This is a genomic window from Campylobacter sp. MIT 97-5078 (assembly GCF_006864455.1).
In the GTDB taxonomy this organism is placed as follows: domain Bacteria; phylum Campylobacterota; class Campylobacteria; order Campylobacterales; family Campylobacteraceae; genus Campylobacter_D.
This window is the reverse complement of record NZ_QHLK01000004.1, coordinates 39,378-63,500: the sequence shown is the minus strand read 5'-3', so window position 1 is coordinate 63,500 and position 24,123 is coordinate 39,378. Positions and strand designations below refer to the sequence as shown.

The following is a 24,123-nucleotide window of genomic DNA, read 5'->3' as shown; positions in this document are numbered from 1 at the left end:
GGGAGTCTAGGATGATAAATGCGCTTACACAAAGCTTCGTAGGAAGCACGACGACAAATGTTTCACAACTGAACAAAGAGTCAAAAACAAATGAGACTCAAAAAACGGAAAATGAAAAGCTATCAAAACTAGCTGATCAGATCAAAAAAGGCGAATACAAGCTTGATATGAACGCAACCGCTCAGTCTATCAGCGATTCGCTACTTTAACAAGATCATTTTCCTTTTTTTTTTGAGTTTGGACTCTAAGAAAGGGAAAAAATGATCAAGGGTTATCTTCGCAAAAGTAATGAGCTTTTAGATGAGCTTATCTCTCAAACGCAACTTGATATAGCTAATATCAAAGAAGGAAAACACAAAAGTGTTCCTGAAAGTGTTGAGAACAAAAATCGACTTATAGCTGAATTTAAGGCTGTGAAAAAACAGCTTGACGATACTCTTATTTCTTTAAGCGATAATGGTAAGAAAAATCTTGCTGAATTGCTTGATGAAGAGGATAAAGCCGAGCTTGGAAATTTTAAAAATAAACTTGAAAGCCTCCATGTTATAAATAAAGAATACGCTAAACTTGTAATCATTGTAAAAAATTTCTTTGATGGACTTTTAAACAATATGTTTGATCAAGGAAGTGGAACGAATAATGCTTATGCAAATTCAAAGACAGATGCAGCTTCTCTTTTCAAGCTCAATGTATAAAGGATAAATCATGAGTATATTTGCTACTTTAAATAAGGGTGTTACGGGATTAAAAGCCTCAGAAATTCAAATCGCTACTACAGGAAATAACATCTCAAACACCAACAGCACTTTTTACACACGCCAAAGAGTGATACAAACGACTGCTGGGCATTATAATGTGCAAGGTAACTTAGAAATCGGTATGGGGACAAATGTCGAAACTATAGTTAGACTTCATGATGAATACTCTTACACTAAGCTTAAAGATGCAAGTACACAGCTTGAATTTACAAACTATATGAAAACTAAGCTTGAAGAGATAGCCAAACGCTTTCCTGATATACAAACAAATGGTATTTTAGCGGATTTAGAAGCATATAATCAAGCATGGAATAATCTATCTTCAGCTCCAAATGATGGTGCTGTTAAAGAAAATTTAGTTAAAGTTGCCCAAAGTTTTACAGAGCATTTAAATAGCACTTATAAAGATATGCTTAAGATTGAACAAACCGTAAATGATGAGATTAAGCTCACGGTTGATGAGATTAATTCTATAGGTGAAGAAATCGCTAATATTAACAAACAAATCGCTAAACAAGAAGTGCTTGATACAGATCACGCAAACGAACTTAGAGATAAGAGAGATGAACTTGAACTTACACTTTCAAAGCTTGTTGATGGTGTAGCAACGAAGACGGTTATGGGACAAAGCAGCCAACTTGAATCAACCATGACAGATGGCGGTAAATACTATAATCTTACCTTGCACGGACATGTGATCGTAAATGGCTCAAATTTCATTCCATTGAAAATCATCACAGATGAAGTCAGCGGAAGTCATAAAATCGTCTATGAAACAAGTGATGAAAGGATCACTGATCTCAATACAAGGATTTCAGGCGGTAAGCTAGGTGCACAACTTGAGCTTCGAGGAAGAACTTATATCAAAGACGAACAGCGTTATGATGGCGGTATGATTCAAGAGTATAAAGATATGATGAACACTTTCGCAAAAACGCTCATTACACAAACAAATAATATCTATGCCTCATCAGCAAAGAGTTCTTTAAGCTCAGATATTCTGCCTCATCTTGACAATAATACAAGTTTAATAAGCTATGATAAAAACATACAAATAGGCACTTTTGATTTGGTATTGTATGATGATAAGGGCGATAAAGTCAATACTAAAACTATTACCATAGATGTTAATACAACTATGCAAGATATTGTCAATCAAATCAATTCAAACACTGATGATAACGCGAATAACAATGGACTTGATGATATAGATGATTATTTAAGAGCAACTTTTAATTATGATACTCGAAGCGAATCTGGACTTTTTCAGATTAATCTTATCAATCCAAACTATAAAATCGCCATAGAAGATAAAGGCACAAATTTCAGTGGCTCTTTAAATATAGGTGGTTTTTTCAGTGGCTCAAGTGCAAGTGATATTCATGTAAAAACAGAATACTTAAGCGATCCAAGCAAGCTTAGAGCAAGCTATAATGGTGCTGATGGAGGTAATGAAGTCGCAAATGCCTTGCAACAACTTCAATATGATGAGGTAAATTTTTACAATGAAGATGGCACTATAGTCAAAAAGTCTTTGGACGGATACTACCGCCTTTTTACTGGTAAAATCGCAACTGATGGCGAGACAAACAATAATACTCATGCTACAAATACAACTTTGTATAATTCTGTGTATGAAGAATTTCAGTCTTTAAATGGCGTTAATACAAATGAAGAATTAGCAGCTCTTATTCAGTATCAAGCAAGCTATGGAGCGGCTTCAAAAGTCGTTACTACAGTCGATCAAATGCTTGATACTCTACTTGGACTTAAGTCGTAAGTGCTTGCTTTAAAGAAAAGGCTAGAATACTTTGTGCGTGAGAAAAATACGCTTGAAGCTCTAGCCCTTGCTCCTGATCCTTTGCAGATTGCTAGAATTCATCAAGATGAGCTTATAAGCCTTATCTGTGCTTTGTTTGCATATGGAAATGCTAAAAATATAGTGAATTTCTTGCAAAAACTTGATTTTTCCGTGTTAAAGCTTGATGAAAAGGCGATAAAAGACTATTTTTCACAAGTTAAGCTTAAATATCGCTTTGAAAACAGCAAGGATATAGAGCAAATTTTCATTACCCTAAGACGCTTCGTGCAAAAATACACACTTAAGGATTTTTTTACAAAAAATTATCAAGAAAAAGGCGTGATATACGCATTTAAGGCATTTATTGATGAAATTTATCGTCTGAATTCATATAGAAGTTATGGCTATGAGTTTTTCTTTTCAAAACCTTTTTTAAATCAACCAAAATCGCCCTTAAAACGCTATAATATGTATCTTCGCTGGATGGTGCGAAAAGATGCCCTAGATATGGGGCTTTTTGATAAAATCAAAGCTAAGGATTTGTTAATTCCACTTGACACACATACGCATAAGGTAGCTTTAAAACTTAAACTTTTGCAAAGAAAAAATTATGATTTTAAAGCTGTGCTTGAGCTTACCCAAAATTTGTGTCAATTTGATCCAAACGATCCTATAAAATACGACTTTGCACTCTATCGTTTGGGACAAAGTAGGGAGTATATGAGTTTAAATGTGTAGAATTTGCAAATTTAGAAGATGGATAAAAGCGTTATAAAAATTATTAATAGTTTTTTTGAAGTATTTTTATTTATTTTTTAAATATGATTTAAAAAATAAAAAGCATTTTGTATTGCTTAAATCATATTTTTAGCTATAATGCGTCTAAAAAGGATAGAGCGTGGAAAATATGTTTGAGCTTGCAGGTGCGTATTATATGATTTTATTTTTTATCGCTTTATTTGCTGGTTTTATAGATGCTATAGTTGGTGGCGGTGGGCTTATTACCCTGCCAGCTTTGCTTGCAAGTGGCATACCAGCACATTTATCTTTGGCTACAAATAAGCTACAAAGTGTTTTTGGTTCTTTTACGGCGACGCTAACTTATTTTAAAGCAAGGACGATGAAGCATTTAGCTTGGGGCGTCGCTTTTACCGGACTTGGGGCAGGACTTGGGGCATATATAGTCTTGCTGGTAAATGACAAACATCTTAAACTCATCATTATTATTTTTTTAACTCTTACTTTTCTTTACACTCTTTTACGCCCAAATTTAGGCAAGCACAAAAGCAAGGCTAAGATCAAAAATATCAAAATTTTTCATATGCTTTGTGGGCTTACTTTAGGTTTTTATGATGGATTTTTAGGACCGGGTACAGGTTCGTTTTGGATCTTTGCTTGCGTAGCTTTTTTAGGCTATGATATGAAAAATGCAAGCATGAATACAAAAATCCTTAATTTTTCAAGCAATATTGTTGCTTTGGTGATTTTTTTGTGGCATTATGAGGTGCTTTGGCTTGTAGGCTTTTTAATGGGTTTTGGGCAGATTGTGGGGGCATTTTTAGGCTCTAAATTGGTGCTTAAGACGCAGGGTGCGTTTATCAAAAAACTATTCTTAATCGTCGTTGGTGCAACTATACTTAAGGTTACTTGGGATTATTTTTCGCAGTTTTGATGAAAAATTGTATTTTTTTGGTTGAAATTATGGCTTTTAATGTTATAATATAGCTTTTAAAATCGATATTGATTGCGAAGGAAAGCTTAAATTTATGAAGATTATACTTATAGGCTCTTCAACAGGTGGTCCAAAGCAACTTAAGTTTCTACTTAAAGATATGGAGCTTAAAGATACTTGCGTCGTAATCGCTCAGCATATGAGTGTAAATTTTATCCCTTCTTTTGTGAAGCAGTTTGACAAAGAAGCTCTTGCTGAAGTCGTTATGGCAAATGATAAAGAAGCTTTACAAAATGGTAAAATTTATATTTGTCAGCAAAATACCGTCTTAAGTGGGGCTTTGAGTATCCTTTTAAATTTTAGCGAGGAATGCACGAATTTTAAGCCTAATGTTGATTTACTTTTCAAATCAGCTCAGGATTTATCAAAGACAAATAAAATCATAGCAGTTCTTTTAACAGGTATGGGAGATGATGGAGCTAAAGGCTTGCTTGACTTATATCAAGTCGGTGTAAAATGTCTGTGTGAAAACGAAAAAGATAGCATAGTGTATGGTATGCCAAAAAAAGCAAAGCAACTTAACCCAGAACTGAAGCAAATGAGCTTGCTTGAAATTAAAAATGAATTGATTAAATTCGTCAAAAACGATACAGAATAACATAATAACATATGTCGCCACGGGGGGGGGGCATTCATTAATATGAACAATGAAATTATCAACATAAGCGAAACTGAACTTTTTAATTTTATTAAGATTATCAACGAAATAAGTGGCATAGATCTAAGCGAGAAAAAAAGTAGCTTAAACATCAAGCTTAATAGCTTTTTAAAAGAGCTAAAAATAGCTAGTTTTAAGGACTTTTTATTGCGTTTGCATTATGATAAAAGTTTGAAGCAAAAAACACTTGATTTTATCTCAGTAAATGAAACTTATTTTTATAGAGAGCTTACTCAACTTAAGGAAGTGGTGCATTATCTTAAAAGTCTTGATAAGCCAACTAGCGTTTTAAGTGCACCTTGCTCGAGTGGCGAAGAGGTGTATTCTTTGGCTATGCTTACAGCTTTAAATTCGGTTAAAGACGTGCATATTACAGGTATAGATTTAAGTGATAAGATGATTACAAAAGCAAAACTTGGGCAGTATAAAGGAAGAAGTCTTGATCGTTTGGGTGAGAGTGAGAAAAAGCGTTTTTTTACTGCAGAAAATAGTATTTATTCGATTAAAAAAAGCGAACTTTGTCGGTGCCGTTTTGAGCTTTGTAATGTTTTTGAGGATACATTTTTAAAGCTTGGCAAATTTGATGTAATACTTTCGAGAAATATGATGATTTACTTTGATTATGAATCAAGGCTTGATCTTATGCACCGCTTTTATAAGATTAGTAATGCAAATGCTAGGTTATATGTAGGAAATTCCGATCTTATACCAGAAAGTGAGTATTTTACTAAGGTTTTTGCTCCGCGAGGCGGGACTTATTATGTAAGAAATTGAGTAAAATTTTTAGTTTAGCTTAATTTTTTTTATAAATTCAGTTCTTTTTTAAAAGAAGTATCATATAATTTTTTATTCATTAAATTTAAGATTTTAACAACAAAGGCTTTATTTTGATCGAACTTAAACATGTTAATAAATTTTACGGATCCCATCAAGTCTTAAAGGATATCAATTTAAGTATAAAAGATGGCGAAAAACTCGTTATCATAGGACCTTCTGGTTCTGGTAAATCAACAACTATCCGCTGTATGAATGGACTTGAAGAGGTTAGTTCTGGGGAAGTTTTTGTAGGTGGGATTAAACTGAGTCCTAAAACAAAAACTCAAATTTGTAGAAAGTATTGTGCTATGGTGTTTCAGCATTTTAATCTCTACCCTCATATGAATGTACTTGAAAACTTAACCTTAGCACCTATAAAACTTCAAAAAAAGAGTAAAAAAGAAGCCGAAGAAATAGCGTATAAATACCTTAAAGTTGTAGGTTTGGTTGATAAAGCAAAAGTTTATCCAGCCACACTTTCAGGCGGACAACAACAACGCGTTGCTATAGCAAGAAGCCTTTGCACACAAAAACCTTACATACTCTTTGATGAGCCAACTTCAGCTCTTGATCCAGAAACCATACAAGAAGTTTTAGATGTTATGCGTGAAATTTCTCATCAAAGTAATACAACTATGGTTGTAGTTACCCATGAAATGGGCTTTGCAAAAGAAGTGGCTGATAGGATAATCTTTATGGAAGATGGAGCCATAGTTGAAGAAAATATCCCAAGTAGCTTTTTTGAAAACCCAAAAACCCAAAGAGCTAAAGAATTTTTGGGAAAAATTCTTAACCATTAAAATTCAAACAAAGGAGAAAATATGAATTTAAAAAAAGTTTTAGTAATTGCAAGTCTTGCTCTTGCATTCATAGCTTGTGGTTCAAACAATTCACAAGAAAGCAAAGACTCACAGGCTCTTGAGAGTATTAAGAGTAGGGGAGAACTTATAGTTGGTGTGAAAAACGATGTGCCTCATTTTGCCCTTTTAAATCAAGCCACAGGAGTAATTGAGGGCTTTGAAGTTGATGTTGCAAAAGCTTTAGCTAAAGAGCTTTTAGGCGATGAAAATAAGATCAAGCTTATTCCGGTTAATGCAAAAACTAGAGGTCCAGCTCTTGATAATGGCTCTGTTGATCTTGTTATTGCTACCTTTACTATTACTGAAGAAAGAAAAAAAGCGTTTAACTTCTCTAAACCTTATTATAAGGACTCTGTAGGGCTTTTGGTGCTTAAAGAGAAAGGCTATAAAAGCATAGCTGATATGAATGGTGCAAATATAGGTGTTGCTCAAGCAGCGACTTCAAGAAAAGCAATTGATGAGGGTGCAAAAGCAGCTGGAGTAAGCGTTAGTTTTAGTGAATTTCCTGATTATCCAAGTATCAAAGCAGCACTTGATGCAAAAAGAGTTGATGCCTTTAGTGTTGATAAATCAATCTTACTTGGCTATGTTGATGAAAAAAGTGAAATTTTACCAGATAATTTTGCTCCACAAGAATACGGCATCGTTAGCAAAAAAAGCAATACTGATCTTGCAGGCTTTGTAGATGAATTTGTGGGTAAAAATACAGCCCTTTTTGAAGAACTAGCAAAGAAATGGAAACTTGCTGAATGAATGAGAATATGGGCTTTGTCAAGTGGCTTGAGAACCTTTTTATCTCTTTAAATATTTATGATGAAAATAGTTCAAATCCGCTTGCCTTATGGAAATTTATTGATACTTTAAATCATAGCGATCGCTTTTTAAGCGGTTTTGCTTATACGCTTTCAGTGAGCGTTTTAGCTCTTGCTATAGCACTTATTTTTGGCACTATAGGTGGAGTTATGGCTACAAGTAAAAATAAATTCCTTAAAGCCTATACAAGGGTGTATGTGGAGATTTTTCAAAATACACCCCTTGTGATACAAATTTTTTTCTTATATTTTGCCTTGCCACCACTTGGCATTCATTTAGGTATTTTTTTAGTCGGTGTTTTAGGTGTTGGTGCCTATCATGGTGCTTATGTGAGTGAAGTGGTGCGAAGCGGTATACAAGCTGTGCCAAAGGGGCAATTTGAAGCAGCAAGTTCCCAAGGCTTTACTTATATACAGCAAATGCGTTATATCATCGTGCCGCAAACCATTAAAATTATTCTGCCTCCACTTACCAATCAAATGGTAAATTTGATTAAAAATACCTCAGTTTTACTCATTGTAGCAGGTGGAGAGCTTATGTATCAAGCTGATATTTATGCAGGAGAAAATCTCAACTATGCTCCGGCGTATATTTTTGCTGCATTTTTATATTTTATAGTGTGCTATCCTTTGGCGTATTTTGCCAAAACTTATGAGGATAGGCTCAAAAAAGCTCATCTTACAAGGTAGGAAAAATGGAAAATGTTTTTAATGCACAAAATTTTGCCTTTTTGGGACACGGGCTTGTTTTAACGTTTGTTATTGCCTTTGCGACTTGTGTGATTTCTATCGCTCTAGGCACTTTTTTAGCTATTATTCGCAATTACGGCGATGCTTTCAGTAAAGCACTTGCCACTTTTTATATAGAAGTATTTAGAAATTCGCCCTTACTTTTGTGGATGCTTGCTGCTGTTTTTGTTCTACCAAATTTTTTCAGCTTGCCAAGTTTTGTGAGTGCAAGCTATGCAAGTGCTTTTTGGGGAACTATAGGTTTTTCACTTTATACAAGTTCAGTTATGGCTGAAATCATTCGTGGAGGGCTAAACTCTATCCCAAAAGGGCAATTTGAAGCAGCGTATTCTCAAGGCTTTAGCACCTTTTTTACGCTTTTTTATATCATCTTGCCTCAAACCTTTCGCAAGGTTATTCCTTCCATGCTTTCTCAGGTTGTAACGACGATTAAGGATACTTCTTTTTTAGCTGGACTTCAAATCGCAGAACTTACTTATCGGTCAAAAATACTGCTTGCTCAACTTAAAAGCTTTGATCAAATTCTAGCTATGATTGCTTTGGTTGCTGGGGTGTATTTTGTGATTTGTTTTGCACTTTCAAGCTTGGTGCGTTATTATGAGAAAAAAACAGCTTATGCGTTTTAGAGTTTTTGTTTTTGTGCATATTAGTTATTTTTGGTTATAATCATTTTTTGAATTTGACACAAAAGGCTTATCATGCGTGGTTATAAAATTTTTTCTGGTTCAGCGAATATAGAATTTGCAAAAAAGATTTCAAAATACCTTTCTTTACCCATTAGCAATGCCGGCGTAAAACGCTTTAGTGACGGAGAAATTAGCATACAAATCGATGAAAGCGTGCGTGGTAAAGATGTCTTTATTATACAAAGCACTTGTGCACCAACAAATGACAATCTCATGGAAATGCTTATACTCACAGATGCATTAAAAAGATCAAGTGCAAGTTCTATCACGGCTATTATTCCGTATTTTGGCTATGCAAGACAAGATAGAAAGGCTATGCCTAGAGTGCCTATCACAGCTAAGCTTGTCGCCAATTTAATGCAAACGGCTGGTATTGACAGAGTTGCTACTATTGATCTTCATGCAGGGCAAATTCAAGGCTTTTTTGATATTCCTGTGGATAATTTATATGGAAGTATAGTGTTTAGCCAATATATACAAGGAAAACATTATAAAAATCCTATCATCGCAAGTCCGGATATAGGCGGTGTTGCTCGTGCTCGAAGTGTAGCTAAAAGCTTGGGACTTGATCTTGTTATCGTTGATAAGCGTCGCGAAAAAGCAAATGAAAGCGAAGTGATGAATATTATCGGCGATGTTAAAGACAAAGAAGTAATTTTAGTTGATGATATTATTGATACGGCTGGTTCTATTACCAAGGCTGCTGAAGCTTTTAAACAAAACGGAGCAAAATCCGTAATGGCATGTTGCACTCATGCTGTGCTTAGTGGTTCAGCTTATGAAAGGATAGCTAAAGATAGCCTTGATGAGCTTGTTGTAACCGATACTATACCTTTACGCGAGGAATTATCTAAGATTAAAGTTTTAAGCGTAGCTCCTATTTTTGGCGAGGTAATTCGCCGTGTATATTATAATGAAAGCGTAAATTCTTTATTTATTTAAGTTTAAATTTAGCTCTTAAAAAAAAGAGCTAAAAACGGCTTTGCTTTTCTTTATCTAAAAGACTAAGATCGATTTTCTTTCCATTTTTATCAAGGCTTACAAAAGTCGCTTCAGCATTGACGACTTCTTTTTTAAGACTAAAACCTTGTGCATCAAGCCTTTTTAAGTCTATGTGAAGCTGAATTTTGATTGAACTTTTACCAATTTTTGTGATCTTTGCAAAGCACAACACATAATCACCTACCAAAATTGGCTCTTTGAAATGAATATTATTCATCGCTACAGTCACGCTTCTTTGCCCGGTAAATTCTTTTACAGCCACGCCAGCAGCAAGATCAAGTTGTTTGCTTACCCAACCTGCACTGATCTTGCCTTCTTTGTCAATATCGCTTGGCATAGCTATGGTTTTAATCAAAGCTTCTTGCATAATTTATCTTTTCAAACAAAGCCGTGAAGTTTTTTAAGTTCAGGGTCTATTGGCTTTTTCTTTCCATCTTTTGTTACGCTTACATAAGTAACGATGGCTGAAGTTACTGGCACGCACATCGTAAAGCCCTCTTCACTTACTCGATCGGCAATAACTTCGACTTCAACGGTGATAGAAGTGTTTCCAGCTTTAATCACTTTTGCATAACAACACACTATATCACCTACATACACAGGTTGCTTAAATACAACTCTATCCATAGATATGGTTACAGTTCGCTCAGGTGCAAGTTCTCTTGCCGCAACCGTTCCAGCAAGGTCAATTTGTGACATGATCCAGCCCCCAAAGATGTTGCCGGCTGGGTTTGTATCACTTGGCATAGCGACTATTTTTAGCTTTGCTTCACCCATATCTTTTATCGCTGTTTTTTGTATAGAATCTAAATTTGGCATTTTTACTCCTTGTTTTAAAATTTAAATTATAATCAATTTTTCACAACTTTTCACAACAATAAAGGATAAAAGATGAATAATTTTAAAAGCCTAGCCAAACTTACTCACAAAAGAAAACAAAAAATCAATGCGTATTATGATCATATTGCTTCTTTTAAGAACTTACCAAGTGAATTTCAAAATGCTCTTTTACTCTGCGGGCTTGAAGATAATGAAAACACAAGACTTGCTATTTTACGACGTTTTGTTGATCTTAAAGAAGAAGCATTAAAACAAGAGCTTGAAAAGGCGAATTTTTCAAAAGAAAAGATTAAAAATATAATGTATCAAGTTTATGATGAAGTAAGGAAATTTTATGAAAAAGAACACGAGGACTTGATTAAAGAGTTGCAATCAGTTCAAATTTTAGATGAGTTTTATACAGCACTTGTTCAAAGCGTGCATCAAATAGGGCAAGTGATAAATATATGGCAAAGCAAATGGAGTAAGCTCATCTTAGATGAAAACAATGCTTTTTTGGCACGAGAATTTAAGGAGTTAAAAGAAGCTTTACATTTTTTAAAAACAAACAAGCTGTATCAAAAAGATGAAAAAGATAAGCCTTGTGAGCGAAGTTATGGGGCTTTGATGAAAGATGAGAAGGGCTTTAAATTTGCTCCTTATGCTGTGGTATTTAAAGAAGAAGTGCTGGCTTTAGAAAGGCTTTTTGATGAATGCCTTGCAAGCTTACGATCAAAAGCCAAAGAAAAAGAACATTTTGCTTATATGAAGTATCTTGAAAAACTCAAATTTGCATTTTGCGAAAAGGATAATGATAAGGTGATTTGGCGTTGGCAAGAAGCTGAACTTGCTTGGCTTGAGGTGAATTCTTCTTTACAAGTGGCTCATCCGCTTGAGTATTATGAGGACAATTACACACATGCAGTAGCTTTAGAATGGGATATTCGCTTAAATGATGAAAGCGAATTTGACGCTAAAGCCTTTATCAAAGATATAAAACAAAGTTTTAAAACTCTTTATGAAAATCTTGACATAAAAGATCAAGCCTTGTTTGATGAGGTGCAAAATAATCTTGATAAAACACAGCTTTATATTTGTATGCCTATGCTTTTTTATGGGGCGGAGCTTAATGGCTTATTTTCAGCTCAAGTTGTGCCAAATGATGAGTTTGTAAGTGCTAAGGCTGGTAAAAAAATCTTTGGTTTTTTAAATTTTGTGTATGAAAATACCAAAAGTAAGCCTTTTATGAAACTTGCAAGTGAAATTTTTGAAAAAGATTTTTTGTGTTATGGTAGAGAAATTTTATTTTTCGATGAGAAGCTATGGAAAAAAGTCTATGAAATTTCAACTATAGGACATGAGTTCGGGCATATTTTTTTCATCAGCAAAGAAAGCGAAAATTTAATGAATCAAAGTGGCGTATTTAAAAACATAGAAGAGTTTAAAGCCACAGCTGGAGGACTAGCAAGCTTTTTTTTGCATGAACAAGAGAATTTAAAGCTACCTGTTTTTCACGAACTCATCAAAAGAGCGGTTGGACTTATCGCTTGGCAAAAAGTTGAGGAGGTAAAGCCTTATTATACTGAAGGTTTGATCCATTTAAGCTTGCTTTTTAAAACAAAAGTATTGCATTTTAGTGAAGAAAGGTTGAGTATTGATTTTACTTTAGAAGGCTATGAACGCTTTAAAGAAGAGTTTTTACGCATTTATACAATACTGGCTAAACATTATATGCAAAGAAAAGACGCAAGCGAGTTTTTATCTCGTTTTTGCGTGCTTGAAGATGAGGTATTTTTGCCTTTATATAAGGAATGTAGGGAATTTGTGCTATATTATTATAAACGATATGAAGAAATAGGCAACGAGCTTGATAAAAGTGGCGAATTTGAGTATTATAAAGCAAAAAGCTTGAAACATAAGCTCTAAAAAGCTTAAAATTTTACAAATTATAATGAAAATTATATAAAAACTCTTGCAAAAGCGTTTAAAATATGCTAGAATTAGGCACTTTTATCTCAACAAAGGAGCTTTTATGACTAAAGCAGATTTCATTTCAAAAGTTGCTCAAACTTCTGGGCTTACAAAAAAAGACGCTACAGCTGCTACTGATGCAGTCATTGCTACTATTACCGAACTTTTAACAAAAGGCGATACTATTAGCTTTATCGGCTTTGGAACTTTCTCAACTGCAAAAAGAGCTGCAAGAACAGCTAGGGTTCCAAGCACAGGAAAAACTATCCAAGTTCCTGCAACAAATGTAGCTAAATTCAAAGTAGGTAAAAACCTTAAAGAAGCTGTTGCTGGCGGTAAAGCTAAAAAGAAAAAATAATTTTTAATTTTAGCCCAAAAAGGCTAGAAAAACTCTAGCCTTTTTGTATTGATTTTCCTTTTTCACTCTTTTTTATCTCGTTTTATTTCTTTTTAAACTTTTAGTCTGTAAAATGCGTAGGTATTTTATCTTATTAAAAGGAGTTGGTATTGAAAGTATATCAAAATGTTACCGAACTTATCGGTAGGACGCCACTCATAGCCTTAAAGGGCTTTGGAGAAAACTTATATGGCAAATGTGAGTTTTTAAACCCGAGTCATTCGATCAAAGATAGAGCCGCGTTTGCGATGATTAAAAATGCTCTTGATACAGGGAAGATCAATAAAGATACAACTATCATCGAATGCACAAGCGGAAATATGGGAATTTCTTTGGCGATGATTTGTGCTGATTTGGGACTTAAAATCATCATTGCTATGCCAGAGTCTATGAGTATAGAACGAAGAAAAATGATGCTTTTCTTTGGTGCAAAGCTTGAACTAACGCCTGCAAGCGAAGGTATGAAAGGAGCATATAATAAAGCTTTGGCTTTAAAAGAGCAAATAAAAAATTCTTTTATACCAAGTCAATTTGAAAATTTGGCTAATAAAAATACACATAGAGAAAACACAGCTCTGGAAATTTTAAACGATCTTGACGGAAAAATCGACTTTTTTGTCGCCGGTTTTGGCACTGCAGGCACGATTAGTGGTGTGGGTGAGGTGCTTAAAGAAAAGCTTAATGATAAAGTAAAAATTGTAGCCATAGAGCCTCAAAGTTCCCCACTTCTAAGTAAAGGACAGGCTGGCGGACATAAAATTCAAGGCATAGGAGCAAATTTTATCCCAGAAATTTTAAATCAAAAAGTTATTGATGAGATACAAACCATCAGTAATGAAGATGCGATTAACACAGCTAAAGCTTTAGCTAGAAAAAATGGCTTAATGGTTGGAATTTCAAGTGGGGCAAATGTATTTGTGGCAAGCAAAATCGCTCAAGCACACCCAGATAAGATTATTGTAACTATGCTTAATGATACAGCAGAAAGGTATCTTTCTACTGATTTGTTTGCTGATCTAGCATAAGAAAACGTTCAAGGGCATTGTGTAGGCTTTTTTGACTTAGGTCTGAAATTTTTTGAAAAAGCCTACCCTTGCTATCAAATAAAAACAATTCATTACTATGTGCTATAGAATACTCTAAAGCAGAGTCTTTAAGTGGCACTTTTTTGTAAATTACACCATAATTTCGAGCAAGTGTCGCAAGCTCATTTTCATCTTGTGTAAGTAAGGCAGTTGAATTTGCATAAAAATATCTTAGCCATTCATTTGTCGCTTTTATATCCTTGTCTCTTTGTGGATCAAGCGAGATGAAAAGCAATAAAATTTCATTATTTTTCATTTTTTTAAGCTCGTTTGATATAAGGGCCAGAGTCGTTGGACACACATCAGGACAATAGCTAAAGCCAAAATACACGATAAGCTTCTTACCTTCAAAATCCTTTAAGCTTACCTTACCTTGCTCTGAGTTGAGTAAAAAATCGTATTTTTTTTCAGACTCAAAACATCCGATAATACCTGCAATCACACCACAAAGTATCAAAAAACCTATCTTTTTCATAACATAACTCATATTCATAACACAACTCATCTTTTTACATCAAAATCAAAATAAAAATCAAGCTTTTCTTCACCCTCAAAAAACTCCATTCTAAAACGCATAATATCGATCACGCAAGCACTTAAGACTATATTTGCTTTATAAGAATTTGAGTGTATTTTTTCAAAGCTTGGCACTATGTCACCCATATACATATTTAGCCCATAAATTCGAGCATTAAGCTTTTTATAATCGCCCAAGTTTTCAAGTATAAGCTCAAATTCTTGCAAAGAAGCAAGGGGCTTAAGACTTGTTTTTACCAGCACCTTTTTACCTTTAAAATCAAACATACAATCCCTTACATTAAGATCGCATTCCAAAGGTTTTAGCTCGCTAATAAGTTCTCTTTTACCTTGTGTTTTGGTGGTGTTTAAAATGACAAAAAGCACTAAAATACTCAGCAAAACAAGGGCAAAAAAGAATTTTTTTTTATTCATTTTTTGTTACAAGGCTTTTGCTTGGTATGTTTTCAAGTATTATTTTTTCTTTATTGTCAAAATATAGCTCAAGATGTGTTTGTGTGTTTTTATTAACATTTGTATCAAAAAGCATGATATGATCGCCTCCGCTTTGAAGTATGGCTTTTGAATGCGCTTTAATAACAATCTTATCTACAGCTTGCATATGCGAATCTACGTGCGTGTGAAGCTCAACCTTTTGTGTGAGATTGCTTGTGGCTTTGATCAAAGCGATATCTTTATCTGTATTGTTGTAAATGCTTAAGAAAATAGCCGTATTTTTTCTATTTGGCGGAGTTTGCAAGATATAGGCTCCCTCAACGCTTATAGAGCCATTATTAAGCGTAAAATCACTAGCCAAGCTCTGATCTTTACTATGTGTATGCTGTTGTGCAAAACCTAAAACAACACAGCTTAAAAAAGCTAAAATAATCTTTTTCATCATTAATCCTTTAAAAATATACCCTAAAGTCCTAATTATAGCATAATAAATGCAATAAATACAAAAATATAAGTAAATTTAAGTATTTTATTGTATAATTTTGCTTTTAGAAATTTTCAAAGTTATGCGAAAGGGTGATTTGTGTTAAAGTTGAGATTTATCACTATAATGCTGTGTTTGTTTTCTTTAAGTGAGGCGTCAAATTTGGCTAAAATTTATCTTAATGAAGGCTTAGAAGCTGTTGGAAGAGAGCTTGAAAAAGAGCTTGCAAATAAGGATTTTTGGGCTGAAGAGCTTAAAGGTAAAGATGTGTCTTTGGGTTATTATGATGAAGAATCAACTATCATTGTTACAAACAAAACAGAAAAAACTTTTAAAGTGTTTCGTTATCAAGACGGCAAACTCACTCAAGAATTTGATCAAAAAAATACCCTAACCGGATTGATGGGTGATAAAGAAATCGAAGGAGATTTAAAAACTCCTATAGGATTTTATGAGCTTGGTAAGAAATTTACACCACCAACGACTTATTATGGGCATTATGCCTTTGCAACGACTTATCCAAATTTACTCGATAGAGTGCAAGGAAAAACAGGCGGGGGTATATGGATACATGGCTATCCGCTTGATGGATCAAGGCTTGATGAGTATAAAACAAGAGGTTGTATTGCTTTGTATAATGATATTTTAAAAGAATTTGCAAAGCTTATTGAAAATCGCAAAGAAGTATTTGCTATGACAGAAGAAAAAGAGGTTGTAAGAGCAAATACAGATGAAATCGCTGCTTTGTTTGCTTCGCTTTTTGCTTGGAAGCATAGCTGGACAATAAGTGATACAAAAACCTACCTTAGTTTTTATGATGATGAGGATTTTAGACGTTTTGATAAGAAAAAATTCAATGAATTTGCAGCGATGAAAAAGGCTATTTTTTCTAAAAATGAAAGAAAAACGATCAAATTTTCAAAGATTAGCATAAGTCCATATCCAAATATCAAAAACGAAAAGCTTTTTAGGATATCTTTTTATGAGGATTATTACGCTCCAAGTTATCAATTTCGTGGCAATAAGCTTTTATATGTAAAGCTTAAAGACGGAAAAATGCAAATCATCGCAGAGCAATAATGGCTTTCATTAGGCTTGATCAAAAAGCTTACGAACATAATCTTACTTTGCTTGCTAAAAAGGCAGGTGGCTTTCATAGGTTGATTTGTGTCTTTAAAAATAATGCTTATGGGCATGGAGTGAAGCTTTTAGCTCCTATTGCAAAATCTTTAGGAGTGAATTTCATCGCTCTTAAAAACCAGCAAGAAGCTCTTGAGCTTCAAGGGCTTTTTCCTCATATACTCATACTTTCTCATCGTCCAAACGGCGATGAGAAAACTGATTTTATCTATGCTTTGAATGATAAAGAAGATTTGCATAAATTTAAAAAAGGCACGAGCTTACATCTTGCGATTGATACAGGTATGCATAGAAATGGCATTAGCCTTGATGAGCTTGAAGAAGTGTATCAAAATGCGTGTGATTTGGGCTTGAAAGTAGAGGGTATTTTTACACATTTTGCGGGTGCTGATGAGTATGATTCAAGTTTTTTTGTTCAAAAACAAAAATTTCAACTCGCTAAAGAAAAGGCTCGAAAACTTAGTTCCAACTTGCTTTTTCACTCGCATAATTCTGCTGCTTTGCTTCGTTGTGAGAGCCTTGATGAAGATGAGTTGTGCCGTGTTGGTTTGGCTCAGTTTGGCTATAGCGAATATAACACCAATTTGCAAAAAGTCTTAAGCCTTTACGCACAAAAACTTAGCTCAAGGGTGCTTCAAAAAGGACAAAGTGTGGGTTATGGCGGGCGTTTTAGTGCGAGCAAAGATATCGCTATAAGCACCTATGATTTAGGGTATGCAGATGGACTTTTTCGCTTTGATGGCACAGGAGAATTAAAGTTGGCAAATGGCGAAAAACTTTTAGGACGTATGTCAATGGATAGCTTTTCGTGTAGGGATTTAGGCGATGAAGTTTGTGTTTTTAATGATGCTAGGGTGTGGGCGAATTTTTTCCATACTATAGAGTATGAAATTCTTGTCAAACTTTCTCCTTTAATCCCAAGAATTTTATGCTAAAAAGATCAAGCTTATCGTCAAACAAAACGCAAACAAGCCAAATTTGTGTTCTTTGAGTATCAAATGCACAAAGTTAAATAAGCTAAGAAGTAAAAAAAAGCCAAAGATGATCATGCAAGCTGTAGCCATATTGACAAATTCAAATGAAGGTATTAAATACCAACCTTTGCTATATAAGCCATCGCTAAAGCCATGTTCTAAAGTGCCGATAAAAAACTCTTGTATGGAGCTAAGCTGAGTGTTTTCGCTCACTCTTGGGGCATCAAAGCCACAACTTCCACTAATGGCAAAAAGACTAGGCAAAAGCTCATGCAAAGGAAGCTTAAAGGGAAAATGGGGTGTATCAGAACACGCATTTATACCAAAAGGATTGTTTGTTTTTATAGCTTCATAGCTATGTAAAAGCATCAAACATGCCTTAAATCCTAAAAAAATTGCCCAAAAAATAAAAGCATACGCCACACTTTTAAGCCAAGCAAACTTAAAATACCCCACAATACTCGCACATAAGATTACGCTAAAAGCAAAACGGACATACACACATTGTTCGCAAGGTTGCATAAAAAGATAGTGTTGTAAAAAAAAGTGGGAGTAAAGTAAAGAAAAAAAACTAATGCTAAAAAGCCAGAGCCATAAGGCTTGGCTTGATTTATTTTTGTTTGATAAGTTCATCAACAACCTTGATAAGCTCGTCTAGACCTTTAATATTAGCCATTTTGATGATATACTTGCCACCAACGATAAAGGTTGGTGTGCCACCATATTGACTTAATGCTCCATAACTTTTATCAAATTCATTATAGACTTTTTGTCCTTTAGTGCTTGCTAAAAATTGTTCTAATTCAGCCTTTGAAATACCGAGTATTTTAAGTCCAAGTTCGCTAAAGCTTGCTGAGTTTGTATAGTTTTGCTTTCTTTCAAAAAGAGCAGTATAATACGCATCACTAAGCTTATGTGTAAGGCTGTCGCTAGCTAGAGTATTTTTTTTATCCGCAGTATCTTTTGCAAGCGCATAGGCATAAAGTTGAGCAAATTCCTCGCCAAATTGACCACCTTTTACAGGATAAAGCTTGGTGTTTAAATTTGGTAGTTTTTCTTTTATCTTACCTAGAGTGTTGAACTTATGGTGTGTGTAGCAGGCTATGCAAGAGAAGCTAAACACTTCTATGACAGAGTTTTGCTCATTAGCAATGGGAGTTTTTAGCACCTCGTATTCTTTACCTTCGCTTAAAGCAAAAGCATTTAGTGCCATAAATACCATAAGCAAAAGAGCTTTTAATTTTTTCATCTTTTTTCCTTAATGTTTAAATTTTGATTATTAATGATACTTTATTTTGTTAAATCATTAGTATTTCTTTCTTTTGTCGCGTCAATTTGTGAAAGCATACCAATTTTAAATTCTGTTTTTACTATAGCTTAAAAATAAGTTTTGTTATTCTTTTTGACATAAAAAAGTGTAAGAAAAATGCAAATTTCGCATTTTTGCAAACAATTTTGATAAAAAGCTTGAATTTTAGCCTAATTTTGAATAGAATACTCAAATTAAAAAAAAGGAGAATAAATGTTTAAAGTGTTTGTATTTTCAGCATTAGCCTTATTTTTTATAGCGTGTGCTCCAGCCCAAAATACGCTTCAAAAGGCAAGTGATTTATCAAAAAAACAGCCTTGCTATCGTTGTGATAGTCCTCAAGGTTTTGAAGCAAAGATTAAAGGCTTGCTTTACATCAGCGATATAGGGCTTCAGTGTTGTGCGGATAAACGCACTCTTGATCCAAGCTCGGCTTTAAAAAAGGTATATTTTCATAGAATTGATGATCTAAGCGAAGAAAAAAAACTTTTTTTTGCTGGCAATGATAGATATTTTATCAATGAGCAGTTTAATGCCGCTTTTTATGTTTTCTTAAAGCAAGAGCTTGAAGCAAGGGGTATTATCGTTGTTGAGGGGATTAATAACTCGCCTTATGTGTTAAGGCTTGATCTTTCTTTTATCGACTTTAATTCAAAGCTTGATGCTACAGGACTTCACTCAAATATATCAGGAAGGCTAACCTTAAAAAATATCAATATGAATAAGCAGTTTGTAGTTCGCACAAAGCAAGATGTAATGGGCTTTAGCGATGCAAGAGAAATCTCATTTTATACCTTTTTGCTGATTAAGCAAATGGCAAATAAAACTGCCGAGCTTATATCTACATTTTGAAATGCTATAACTGCGACAGCTTTTGCTTGCTTGGCTTTTGTGAGCATTGTTTAGAAGAGCTAAGCGAGCTTAGTCTTGGGGTGAGAAAGCTTGATGAGGATTTTAAGGTGTATTATTTTTACAAATACAGCGAGATCAAGCATCTTTTATACTCCAAGCATAAATTTTATGGCTATTTTATATTAAATGCTTTAGCTAAGCTTTCTTTTGCTAAATTTAAGGATTTTTTTGACTTTCAAAGTGGAGAAAAAATCACAGCCATTCCTCTTGATGATAGGGTTGAAAACTCTTTATATTCGCATTCTGCTTTGCTTGCAAGATATGTAAAAAGTAAAAATATCAAAGTTCAATTTCACACCTTGCACGCTCAAAACACTTTAAAGTATTCAGGAAAAAGCCTTAGTTTTCGTCAAAAAAATAAAAGAAATTACAAGCTTTTAAAGCCTATAAATTCAAGTGTTATCTTAATCGATGATATCATTACTTCAGGATCAAGCTTACTAGAAGCTAAAAAAGTTTTGCAAAATCATAAAATTCGAGTGCTTTTTGCTTTAGTTTTAGCTAATGCAAAAGAATAATTTGCTATAATCTGGCTTTTATTTCAAGGGAAAAACAAGATGAAGAACATTTTTGACAATGACATTCAGGTTGTGGATATTGAAAACTCCATAAAATCAAGCTATTTAGATTATTCTATGAGCGTTATTATAGGACGTGCTTTACCGGATGCAAGGGATGGACTTAAGCCTGTGCATAGACGTATATTATATGCGATGAATAACGATGAAAGCAAAAGTCGCACCACCTTTGTAAAATCTGCTCGTATAGTTGGTGCTGTTATAGGACGTTATCATCCACATGGTGATACTGCTGTGTATGATGCACTTGTGCGTATGGCTCAAAGCTTTTCTATGCGTTATCCAAGTATCACAGGGCAGGGTAATTTTGGCTCTATTGATGGCGATGGAGCTGCGGCTATGCGTTATACAGAAGCAAAGATGAGTAATCTTGCACATGAGCTTTTACAAGATATTGATAAAGATACGGTTGATTTTGTGCCAAATTATGATGATTCAGAAAAAGAGCCAGATGTCTTACCTTCTCGTGTGCCAAATTTGCTTTTAAATGGTTCAAGCGGCATAGCTGTAGGTATGGCAACAAATATACCACCTCACAGCCTAAATGAGCTTATCGATGGGCTTTTACATTTAATTGAAAACAAAGAAGCAAGCCTTGAAGAGCTTATGAATTTTATTAAAGGACCAGACTTTCCAACTGCTGGTATTATTTATGGTAAAAAGGGTATTATAGAAGCTTATAAAACAGGACGGGGTAGGGTAAAGGTGCGTGCAAAAACGCATATAGAAAAAAAGGCAAATAAAGATGTTATAGTTATTGATGAACTACCTTATCAAACTAACAAAGCTCGCCTTATAGAGCAAATCGATGAGCTTGTGAAAGAAAAGCAAATCGAGGGCATAGCTGAGGTAAGAGATGAAAGCGATAGAGAGGGCATTCGCGTAGTGATTGAGTTAAAAAGAGATGCGATGAGTGAGATAGTGCTTAATAATCTTTTTAAATCCACCACTATGGAAAGCACCTTTGGTATTATCATGCTTGCCATACATAATAAAGAACCAAAGATTTTTTCACTCATTGAGCTTTTGAAGTTATTTTTAAACCACCGAAAAACTGTCATCATACGCAGAACTATCTTTGAGCTCCAAAAAGCAAGAGCGCGTGCTCATATCTTAGAAGGGCTTAAAATCGCTCTTGATGATATAGATAAAGTTATCGCGTTAATCAAAGCAAGTGCTGATAATGCTGTGGCTAAAGCGGACTTGATGAATGAGTTTGGCTTGAGTGAATTGCAAGCTAATGCCATTTTAGATATGAAGTTAGGACGTTTAACAGGGCTTGAAAGAGAGAAACTTGAAAACGAACTTAAAGAGCTTATGGCTGAGATCGCTAAGCTTGAAGGCTTGCTTAAGAGTGAAGAAAAGCTTGAAGGACTCATCAAAGAAGAACTTAAGGAGATTAAAGCTAAATTTAATGTGCCTCGTATAACTGAAATCATAGAAGATTATAATGATATAGATATAGAGGATTTAATCCCAAATGAAAATATGGTCGTAACTATCACCCATAGAGGCTATATCAAAAGAGTGCCAAGCAAGCTTTATGAAAAGCAAAAAAGAGGTGGCAAGGGCAAGGTTGCAGTAACGACTTATGATGATGATTTTATAGAAAGCTTCTTTACTGCAAATACGCATGATACTTTGATGTTTGTAACAGATCGCGGGCAGCTTTACTGGCTAAAAGTGTATAAAATACCAGAAGGTAGTCGCACCGCTAAAGGTAAAGCTGTGGTAAATTTGATCAATTTGCAAGCTGATGAAAAGATCAAAGCCATCATACCAACAAGTGATTTTAATGAAAATAAATCTTTGTGTTTCTTTACTAAAAATGGACTTGTTAAACGCACAAATTTAAGCGAATATCAAAATATAAGAAGTGTTGGAGTAAGAGCGATAAACCTTGATGAAAATGATGAATTGGTAACAGCTATTATTGTCGAGCAAGATGAAAACGAGCTTTTTAAAACTGATTTAGGTGAAGCAAGTTCAGCTGAAATTATAGATGAAAGTTTAAGCGAAGAAACAAATGAAACAAGCGATGAAAAGCCGGGCAAAATGCTTTTCGCAGTAACTAAAAAAGGTATGTGTATAAAATTTAAACTTGCTAAAGTGCGTGAAATAGGACGCGTTGCTAGGGGCGTAACAGCGATTAAATTTAAAGAAAAAGATGATGAGCTTGTTGGAGCTGTTTTCATAGAAAATGACGAACAAGAAATTCTAAGCCTAAGTGCTAAGGGCATAGGCAAGCGAACTAATGCTGGTGAATACCGTCTTACAAATCGTGGTGGAAAAGGTGTCATTTGTATGAAGCTTACTGATAAAACAAAGGATTTAATCAGCGTTGTTATCGTTGATGAAAGTATGGACTTAATGGCTCTTACAAGTTCTGGCAAGATGATAAGAGTTGATATGCAAAGCATACGCAAAGCCGGACGTAATACAAGTGGGGTTATAGTCGTAAATGTTGAAAATGATGAGGTTTTAAGTATAGCCAAATGCCCTAAAGAAGAAGGTAATGATGAAGGTGAAAGCGAAAATGCTGACTTACTTGAATAAAATTGGAACGCTTTTTGCTTTAGCTTTAGTGCAAAAATATTTTGAAGGTTGAAAAATGAAGAATACTGCTTTAACGCTCTTCGTAGCTTTAATGATCACGGCTTGTGTTGTGGCTCCTAGATCCACCAATAGTAGCAATCCACTTGCTTCAGCAAATTTTGCAAATCCTACAGGATCAAGTCCTGCGACAAATCAAACGACAAGTACGAGCTCAAAAGATATTATCGTGCAAAAAGTTGATAAAGATGATGTCAGATCCATTATTCAGCAAGAAAAAATGCTTGCTTTGGATAACTCAGAAAATGAACTTAGCTTTAGCTCGGTAGGCGAGGGTATAGCTCCTTTAAATACCGTTTCATCAGCTCAAGCTCTTGCATTAGCCAAAAGAGCAGCTGTAGCTGATGCGTATCGTCAGCTTGCAAGCAAACTTTATGGTGTGAAAATCAACGGCAAAGATACCGTAAAAGATGCTATGCTTGGAAGTTCAACTATCACAGCTCAAGTCAATGGTTTGATTAAAAATGCGAGCATTGTCGATGAGAGCTTTAATCAAGGGCTTTACAGAGTAAATATGGAACTAAAAATAGACGCTGATAAGTGGAAAGAATTATTTGCGTATTAATCTTTGCTTTACTTAGTCTTCAAGCCCAAGATGAGTTTATCTTTTGGGCTGAACTAAGCAACAAAGATCTTATCTTATATCATCAAAGTCAAAGCATATCTTCAGCCATGACTCAAAGCGAAGCTGTTGATGAAGATTTTGCATGTGAGCTTAGCTATAGCGAGGATGATTTAAATTTTTTAAAAAAAACAGCATTAGGCGTCATTGATGATGAGATGCCAAAAGCTTTAAAACTTCGTTTCTTAAACAATCACAAAGAAAGTCTTTTTGAATGCTTTTCAAAGGCTGAAATAAGAGTAAGCCACACCACAAAAATACAACTCTTACAAGCTCAAAGCACAACTTATCTTAAATTTATCCCTTTACGTTTTCGTGTGTATTTTGCTAATGACAAGGCTTTGATTTATCAGCTCATCAAACAAAGATAAA

29 protein-coding genes are annotated in these 24,123 nt (G+C 34.5%); 22 read left to right on the top strand and 7 right to left on the bottom strand.

Translation table 11 applies throughout. The features are described from left to right. Positions 1-11 precede the first annotated feature (11 nt). The 12 genes from DMB91_RS03160 to DMB91_RS03110 all read left to right on the top strand — a co-directional run bounded on the left by DMB91_RS03160 (position 12) and on the right by DMB91_RS03110 (position 9,815). Positions 12-209, top strand: coding sequence for a hypothetical protein (locus DMB91_RS03160; protein ID WP_034902450.1), 198 nt, complete (start codon positions 12-14; stop codon positions 207-209). 51 nt (positions 210-260) lie between these two features. Continuing rightward, positions 261-695 carry a flagellar export chaperone FlgN gene (gene flgN / locus DMB91_RS03155; RefSeq protein WP_034902447.1) on the top strand — a complete coding sequence of 145 codons (435 nt, stop codon included), beginning with the start codon at positions 261-263 and terminating at the stop codon, positions 693-695. A 10-nt stretch (positions 696-705) separates the two neighbouring features. Continuing rightward, positions 706-2,538 (top strand): flagellar hook-associated protein FlgK, encoded by a 1,833-nt coding sequence (gene flgK / locus DMB91_RS03150; protein ID WP_034902444.1) that lies wholly within the window; start codon positions 706-708, stop codon positions 2,536-2,538. After that, the gene (locus DMB91_RS08815) at positions 2,539-3,297 is read left to right on the top strand and encodes a TIGR02757 family protein (protein WP_034902441.1); all 759 of its coding nucleotides are present in this window, start codon (positions 2,539-2,541) and stop codon (positions 3,295-3,297) included. A 169-nt stretch (positions 3,298-3,466) separates the two neighbouring features. Beyond that, on the top strand, positions 3,467-4,231 hold the full coding sequence (locus DMB91_RS03145) for a TSUP family transporter (RefSeq protein ID WP_034903597.1): 765 nt from the start codon (positions 3,467-3,469) through the stop codon (positions 4,229-4,231). 94 nt (positions 4,232-4,325) lie between these two features. Beyond that, entirely contained in the window at positions 4,326-4,889 is a 564-nt protein-coding gene (locus tag DMB91_RS03140; RefSeq protein WP_034902438.1) for a CheB methylesterase domain-containing protein, read from the top strand. Positions 4,890-4,931: 42 nt separating this feature from the next. Further along, positions 4,932-5,723, top strand: a complete 792-nt coding sequence (locus DMB91_RS03135; protein ID WP_034902435.1) for a CheR family methyltransferase — start codon at positions 4,932-4,934, stop codon at positions 5,721-5,723. A gap of 113 nt (positions 5,724-5,836) precedes the next feature. Then, positions 5,837-6,565 (top strand): amino acid ABC transporter ATP-binding protein, encoded by a 729-nt coding sequence (locus tag DMB91_RS03130; protein WP_034902432.1) that lies wholly within the window; start codon positions 5,837-5,839, stop codon positions 6,563-6,565. 21 nt (positions 6,566-6,586) lie between these two features. Next, the gene (locus DMB91_RS03125; protein WP_034902430.1) at positions 6,587-7,378 is read left to right on the top strand and encodes a transporter substrate-binding domain-containing protein; all 792 of its coding nucleotides are present in this window, start codon (positions 6,587-6,589) and stop codon (positions 7,376-7,378) included. Continuing rightward, positions 7,375-8,127, top strand: a complete 753-nt coding sequence (locus DMB91_RS03120) for an amino acid ABC transporter permease (protein WP_034902427.1) — start codon at positions 7,375-7,377, stop codon at positions 8,125-8,127. The genes DMB91_RS03125 and DMB91_RS03120 overlap by 4 nt, the downstream gene beginning before the upstream one ends. 5 nt (positions 8,128-8,132) lie before the next feature. Beyond that, on the top strand, positions 8,133-8,813 hold the full coding sequence (locus tag DMB91_RS03115; protein WP_034902425.1) for an amino acid ABC transporter permease: 681 nt from the start codon (positions 8,133-8,135) through the stop codon (positions 8,811-8,813). 72 nt (positions 8,814-8,885) lie between these two features. Continuing rightward, on the top strand, positions 8,886-9,815 hold the full coding sequence (locus tag DMB91_RS03110; protein WP_034902423.1) for a ribose-phosphate pyrophosphokinase: 930 nt from the start codon (positions 8,886-8,888) through the stop codon (positions 9,813-9,815). Between the two features lie 28 nt (positions 9,816-9,843). On the opposite strand, the gene DMB91_RS03105 is transcribed toward DMB91_RS03110, so the two are convergent. Together DMB91_RS03105 and DMB91_RS03100 are read right to left on the bottom strand one after the other, a co-directional pair. After that, on the bottom strand, positions 9,844-10,242 hold the full coding sequence (locus DMB91_RS03105) for an acyl-CoA thioesterase (protein WP_034902421.1): 399 nt from the start codon (positions 10,240-10,242) through the stop codon (positions 9,844-9,846). An 11-nt stretch (positions 10,243-10,253) separates the two neighbouring features. Then, the gene (locus DMB91_RS03100; RefSeq protein WP_034903595.1) at positions 10,254-10,661 is read right to left on the bottom strand and encodes an acyl-CoA thioesterase; all 408 of its coding nucleotides are present in this window, start codon (positions 10,659-10,661) and stop codon (positions 10,254-10,256) included. A 105-nt stretch (positions 10,662-10,766) separates the two neighbouring features. Here DMB91_RS03100 and ciaB point away from each other — a divergent pair, with 105 nt between their 5' ends. The 3 genes from ciaB to cysK all read left to right on the top strand — a co-directional run bounded on the left by ciaB (position 10,767) and on the right by cysK (position 14,087). After that, positions 10,767-12,620, top strand: coding sequence for an invasion protein CiaB (gene ciaB / locus DMB91_RS03095; protein ID WP_034902418.1), 1,854 nt, complete (start codon positions 10,767-10,769; stop codon positions 12,618-12,620). Between the two features lie 106 nt (positions 12,621-12,726). Next, entirely contained in the window at positions 12,727-13,023 is a 297-nt protein-coding gene (locus DMB91_RS03090; RefSeq protein WP_034902415.1) for an HU family DNA-binding protein, read from the top strand. 149 nt (positions 13,024-13,172) lie between these two features. Next, positions 13,173-14,087: a cysteine synthase A gene (gene cysK / locus DMB91_RS03085; RefSeq protein ID WP_034902413.1), complete on the top strand. Its 915-nt coding sequence runs from the start codon at positions 13,173-13,175 to the stop codon at positions 14,085-14,087. On the opposite strand, the gene DMB91_RS03080 is transcribed toward cysK, so the two are convergent. From DMB91_RS03080 to DMB91_RS03070, 3 genes are read right to left on the bottom strand one after another with little or no spacing between them, the layout of a single operon-like run. Further along, positions 14,059-14,652 carry an SCO family protein gene (locus DMB91_RS03080; RefSeq protein ID WP_231549650.1) on the bottom strand — a complete coding sequence of 198 codons (594 nt, stop codon included), beginning with the start codon at positions 14,650-14,652 and terminating at the stop codon, positions 14,059-14,061. The two genes, cysK and DMB91_RS03080, sit on opposite strands and share 29 nt — an antisense overlap. Then, positions 14,649-15,098 (bottom strand): hypothetical protein, encoded by a 450-nt coding sequence (locus tag DMB91_RS03075; protein WP_034902410.1) that lies wholly within the window; start codon positions 15,096-15,098, stop codon positions 14,649-14,651. The genes DMB91_RS03080 and DMB91_RS03075 overlap by 4 nt, the downstream gene beginning before the upstream one ends. Next, positions 15,091-15,561, bottom strand: coding sequence for a copper chaperone PCu(A)C (locus DMB91_RS03070; RefSeq protein ID WP_081946885.1), 471 nt, complete (start codon positions 15,559-15,561; stop codon positions 15,091-15,093). The genes DMB91_RS03075 and DMB91_RS03070 overlap by 8 nt, the downstream gene beginning before the upstream one ends. A gap of 168 nt (positions 15,562-15,729) precedes the next feature. Here DMB91_RS03070 and DMB91_RS03065 point away from each other — a divergent pair, with 168 nt between their 5' ends. Both DMB91_RS03065 and DMB91_RS03060 read left to right on the top strand, forming a co-directional pair. Continuing rightward, complete coding sequence (locus DMB91_RS03065) at positions 15,730-16,683, top strand: murein L,D-transpeptidase family protein (RefSeq protein WP_034903585.1); 954 nt, start codon at positions 15,730-15,732, stop codon at positions 16,681-16,683. Beyond that, positions 16,683-17,678: an alanine racemase gene (locus DMB91_RS03060; RefSeq protein WP_143116802.1), complete on the top strand. Its 996-nt coding sequence runs from the start codon at positions 16,683-16,685 to the stop codon at positions 17,676-17,678. Before DMB91_RS03065 ends, DMB91_RS03060 begins: the two co-directional genes overlap by 1 nt. On the opposite strand, the gene DMB91_RS03055 is transcribed toward DMB91_RS03060, so the two are convergent. Together DMB91_RS03055 and DMB91_RS03050 are read right to left on the bottom strand one after the other, a co-directional pair. Further along, positions 17,670-18,350 carry a disulfide bond formation protein B gene (locus tag DMB91_RS03055; protein WP_052043126.1) on the bottom strand — a complete coding sequence of 227 codons (681 nt, stop codon included), beginning with the start codon at positions 18,348-18,350 and terminating at the stop codon, positions 17,670-17,672. The two genes, DMB91_RS03060 and DMB91_RS03055, sit on opposite strands and share 9 nt — an antisense overlap. After that, positions 18,328-18,966: a thiol:disulfide interchange protein DsbA/DsbL gene (locus tag DMB91_RS03050; RefSeq protein ID WP_034902404.1), complete on the bottom strand. Its 639-nt coding sequence runs from the start codon at positions 18,964-18,966 to the stop codon at positions 18,328-18,330. The genes DMB91_RS03055 and DMB91_RS03050 overlap by 23 nt, the downstream gene beginning before the upstream one ends. A 273-nt stretch (positions 18,967-19,239) precedes the next feature. Between DMB91_RS03050 and mapA the strand changes: the two genes are divergently transcribed. From mapA to DMB91_RS03025, 5 genes are read left to right on the top strand one after another with little or no spacing between them, the layout of a single operon-like run. Continuing rightward, positions 19,240-19,878: an outer membrane lipoprotein MapA gene (gene mapA, locus DMB91_RS03045; RefSeq protein ID WP_034902401.1), complete on the top strand. Its 639-nt coding sequence runs from the start codon at positions 19,240-19,242 to the stop codon at positions 19,876-19,878. Further along, positions 19,875-20,456 carry a ComF family protein gene (locus DMB91_RS03040; protein WP_034902398.1) on the top strand — a complete coding sequence of 194 codons (582 nt, stop codon included), beginning with the start codon at positions 19,875-19,877 and terminating at the stop codon, positions 20,454-20,456. The genes mapA and DMB91_RS03040 overlap by 4 nt, the downstream gene beginning before the upstream one ends. Before the next feature lie 39 nt (positions 20,457-20,495). Next, positions 20,496-23,072, top strand: coding sequence for a DNA gyrase subunit A (gyrA, locus tag DMB91_RS03035; RefSeq protein ID WP_034902395.1), 2,577 nt, complete (start codon positions 20,496-20,498; stop codon positions 23,070-23,072). A gap of 55 nt (positions 23,073-23,127) precedes the next feature. Next, entirely contained in the window at positions 23,128-23,694 is a 567-nt protein-coding gene (locus DMB91_RS03030; RefSeq protein ID WP_312845393.1) for a lipoprotein required for motility, read from the top strand. Then, a complete protein-coding gene (locus tag DMB91_RS03025) occupies positions 23,670-24,122 on the top strand; it encodes a hypothetical protein (protein ID WP_034902392.1) in 453 nt (150 codons plus the stop codon). The genes DMB91_RS03030 and DMB91_RS03025 overlap by 25 nt, the downstream gene beginning before the upstream one ends. Position 24,123: the final 1 nt, after the last annotated feature.

What these genes read in the sequence shown, in the direction of transcription:
- DMB91_RS03160 (WP_034902450.1), top strand. Translation starts at nt 12, where the DNA reads ATGATAAATGCGCTTACACAAAGCTTCGTAGGAAGCACGACGACAAAT.
- flgN (WP_034902447.1), top strand. Translation starts at nt 261, where the DNA reads ATGATCAAGGGTTATCTTCGCAAAAGTAATGAGCTTTTAGATGAGCTT.
- flgK (WP_034902444.1), top strand. Translation starts at nt 706, where the DNA reads ATGAGTATATTTGCTACTTTAAATAAGGGTGTTACGGGATTAAAAGCC.
- DMB91_RS03145 (WP_034903597.1), top strand. Translation starts at nt 3,467, where the DNA reads ATGTTTGAGCTTGCAGGTGCGTATTATATGATTTTATTTTTTATCGCT.
- DMB91_RS03140 (WP_034902438.1), top strand. Translation starts at nt 4,326, where the DNA reads ATGAAGATTATACTTATAGGCTCTTCAACAGGTGGTCCAAAGCAACTT.
- DMB91_RS03135 (WP_034902435.1), top strand. Translation starts at nt 4,932, where the DNA reads ATGAACAATGAAATTATCAACATAAGCGAAACTGAACTTTTTAATTTT.
- DMB91_RS03125 (WP_034902430.1), top strand. Translation starts at nt 6,587, where the DNA reads ATGAATTTAAAAAAAGTTTTAGTAATTGCAAGTCTTGCTCTTGCATTC.
- DMB91_RS03120 (WP_034902427.1), top strand. Translation starts at nt 7,375, where the DNA reads ATGAATGAGAATATGGGCTTTGTCAAGTGGCTTGAGAACCTTTTTATC.
- DMB91_RS03115 (WP_034902425.1), top strand. Translation starts at nt 8,133, where the DNA reads ATGGAAAATGTTTTTAATGCACAAAATTTTGCCTTTTTGGGACACGGG.
- DMB91_RS03110 (WP_034902423.1), top strand. Translation starts at nt 8,886, where the DNA reads ATGCGTGGTTATAAAATTTTTTCTGGTTCAGCGAATATAGAATTTGCA.
- DMB91_RS03105 (WP_034902421.1), bottom strand. Translation starts at nt 10,242, where the DNA reads ATGCAAGAAGCTTTGATTAAAACCATAGCTATGCCAAGCGATATTGAC.
- ciaB (WP_034902418.1), top strand. Translation starts at nt 10,767, where the DNA reads ATGAATAATTTTAAAAGCCTAGCCAAACTTACTCACAAAAGAAAACAA.
- DMB91_RS03090 (WP_034902415.1), top strand. Translation starts at nt 12,727, where the DNA reads ATGACTAAAGCAGATTTCATTTCAAAAGTTGCTCAAACTTCTGGGCTT.
- DMB91_RS03080 (WP_231549650.1), bottom strand. Translation starts at nt 14,652, where the DNA reads ATGAGTTGTGTTATGAATATGAGTTATGTTATGAAAAAGATAGGTTTT.
- DMB91_RS03075 (WP_034902410.1), bottom strand. Translation starts at nt 15,098, where the DNA reads ATGAATAAAAAAAAATTCTTTTTTGCCCTTGTTTTGCTGAGTATTTTA.
- DMB91_RS03070 (WP_081946885.1), bottom strand. Translation starts at nt 15,561, where the DNA reads ATGAAAAAGATTATTTTAGCTTTTTTAAGCTGTGTTGTTTTAGGTTTT.
- DMB91_RS03065 (WP_034903585.1), top strand. Translation starts at nt 15,730, where the DNA reads ATGCTGTGTTTGTTTTCTTTAAGTGAGGCGTCAAATTTGGCTAAAATT.
- DMB91_RS03060 (WP_143116802.1), top strand. Translation starts at nt 16,683, where the DNA reads ATGGCTTTCATTAGGCTTGATCAAAAAGCTTACGAACATAATCTTACT.
- DMB91_RS03055 (WP_052043126.1), bottom strand. Translation starts at nt 18,350, where the DNA reads ATGAACTTATCAAACAAAAATAAATCAAGCCAAGCCTTATGGCTCTGG.
- DMB91_RS03050 (WP_034902404.1), bottom strand. Translation starts at nt 18,966, where the DNA reads ATGAAAAAATTAAAAGCTCTTTTGCTTATGGTATTTATGGCACTAAAT.
- mapA (WP_034902401.1), top strand. Translation starts at nt 19,240, where the DNA reads ATGTTTAAAGTGTTTGTATTTTCAGCATTAGCCTTATTTTTTATAGCG.
- gyrA (WP_034902395.1), top strand. Translation starts at nt 20,496, where the DNA reads ATGAAGAACATTTTTGACAATGACATTCAGGTTGTGGATATTGAAAAC.
- DMB91_RS03030 (WP_312845393.1), top strand. Translation starts at nt 23,128, where the DNA reads ATGAAGAATACTGCTTTAACGCTCTTCGTAGCTTTAATGATCACGGCT.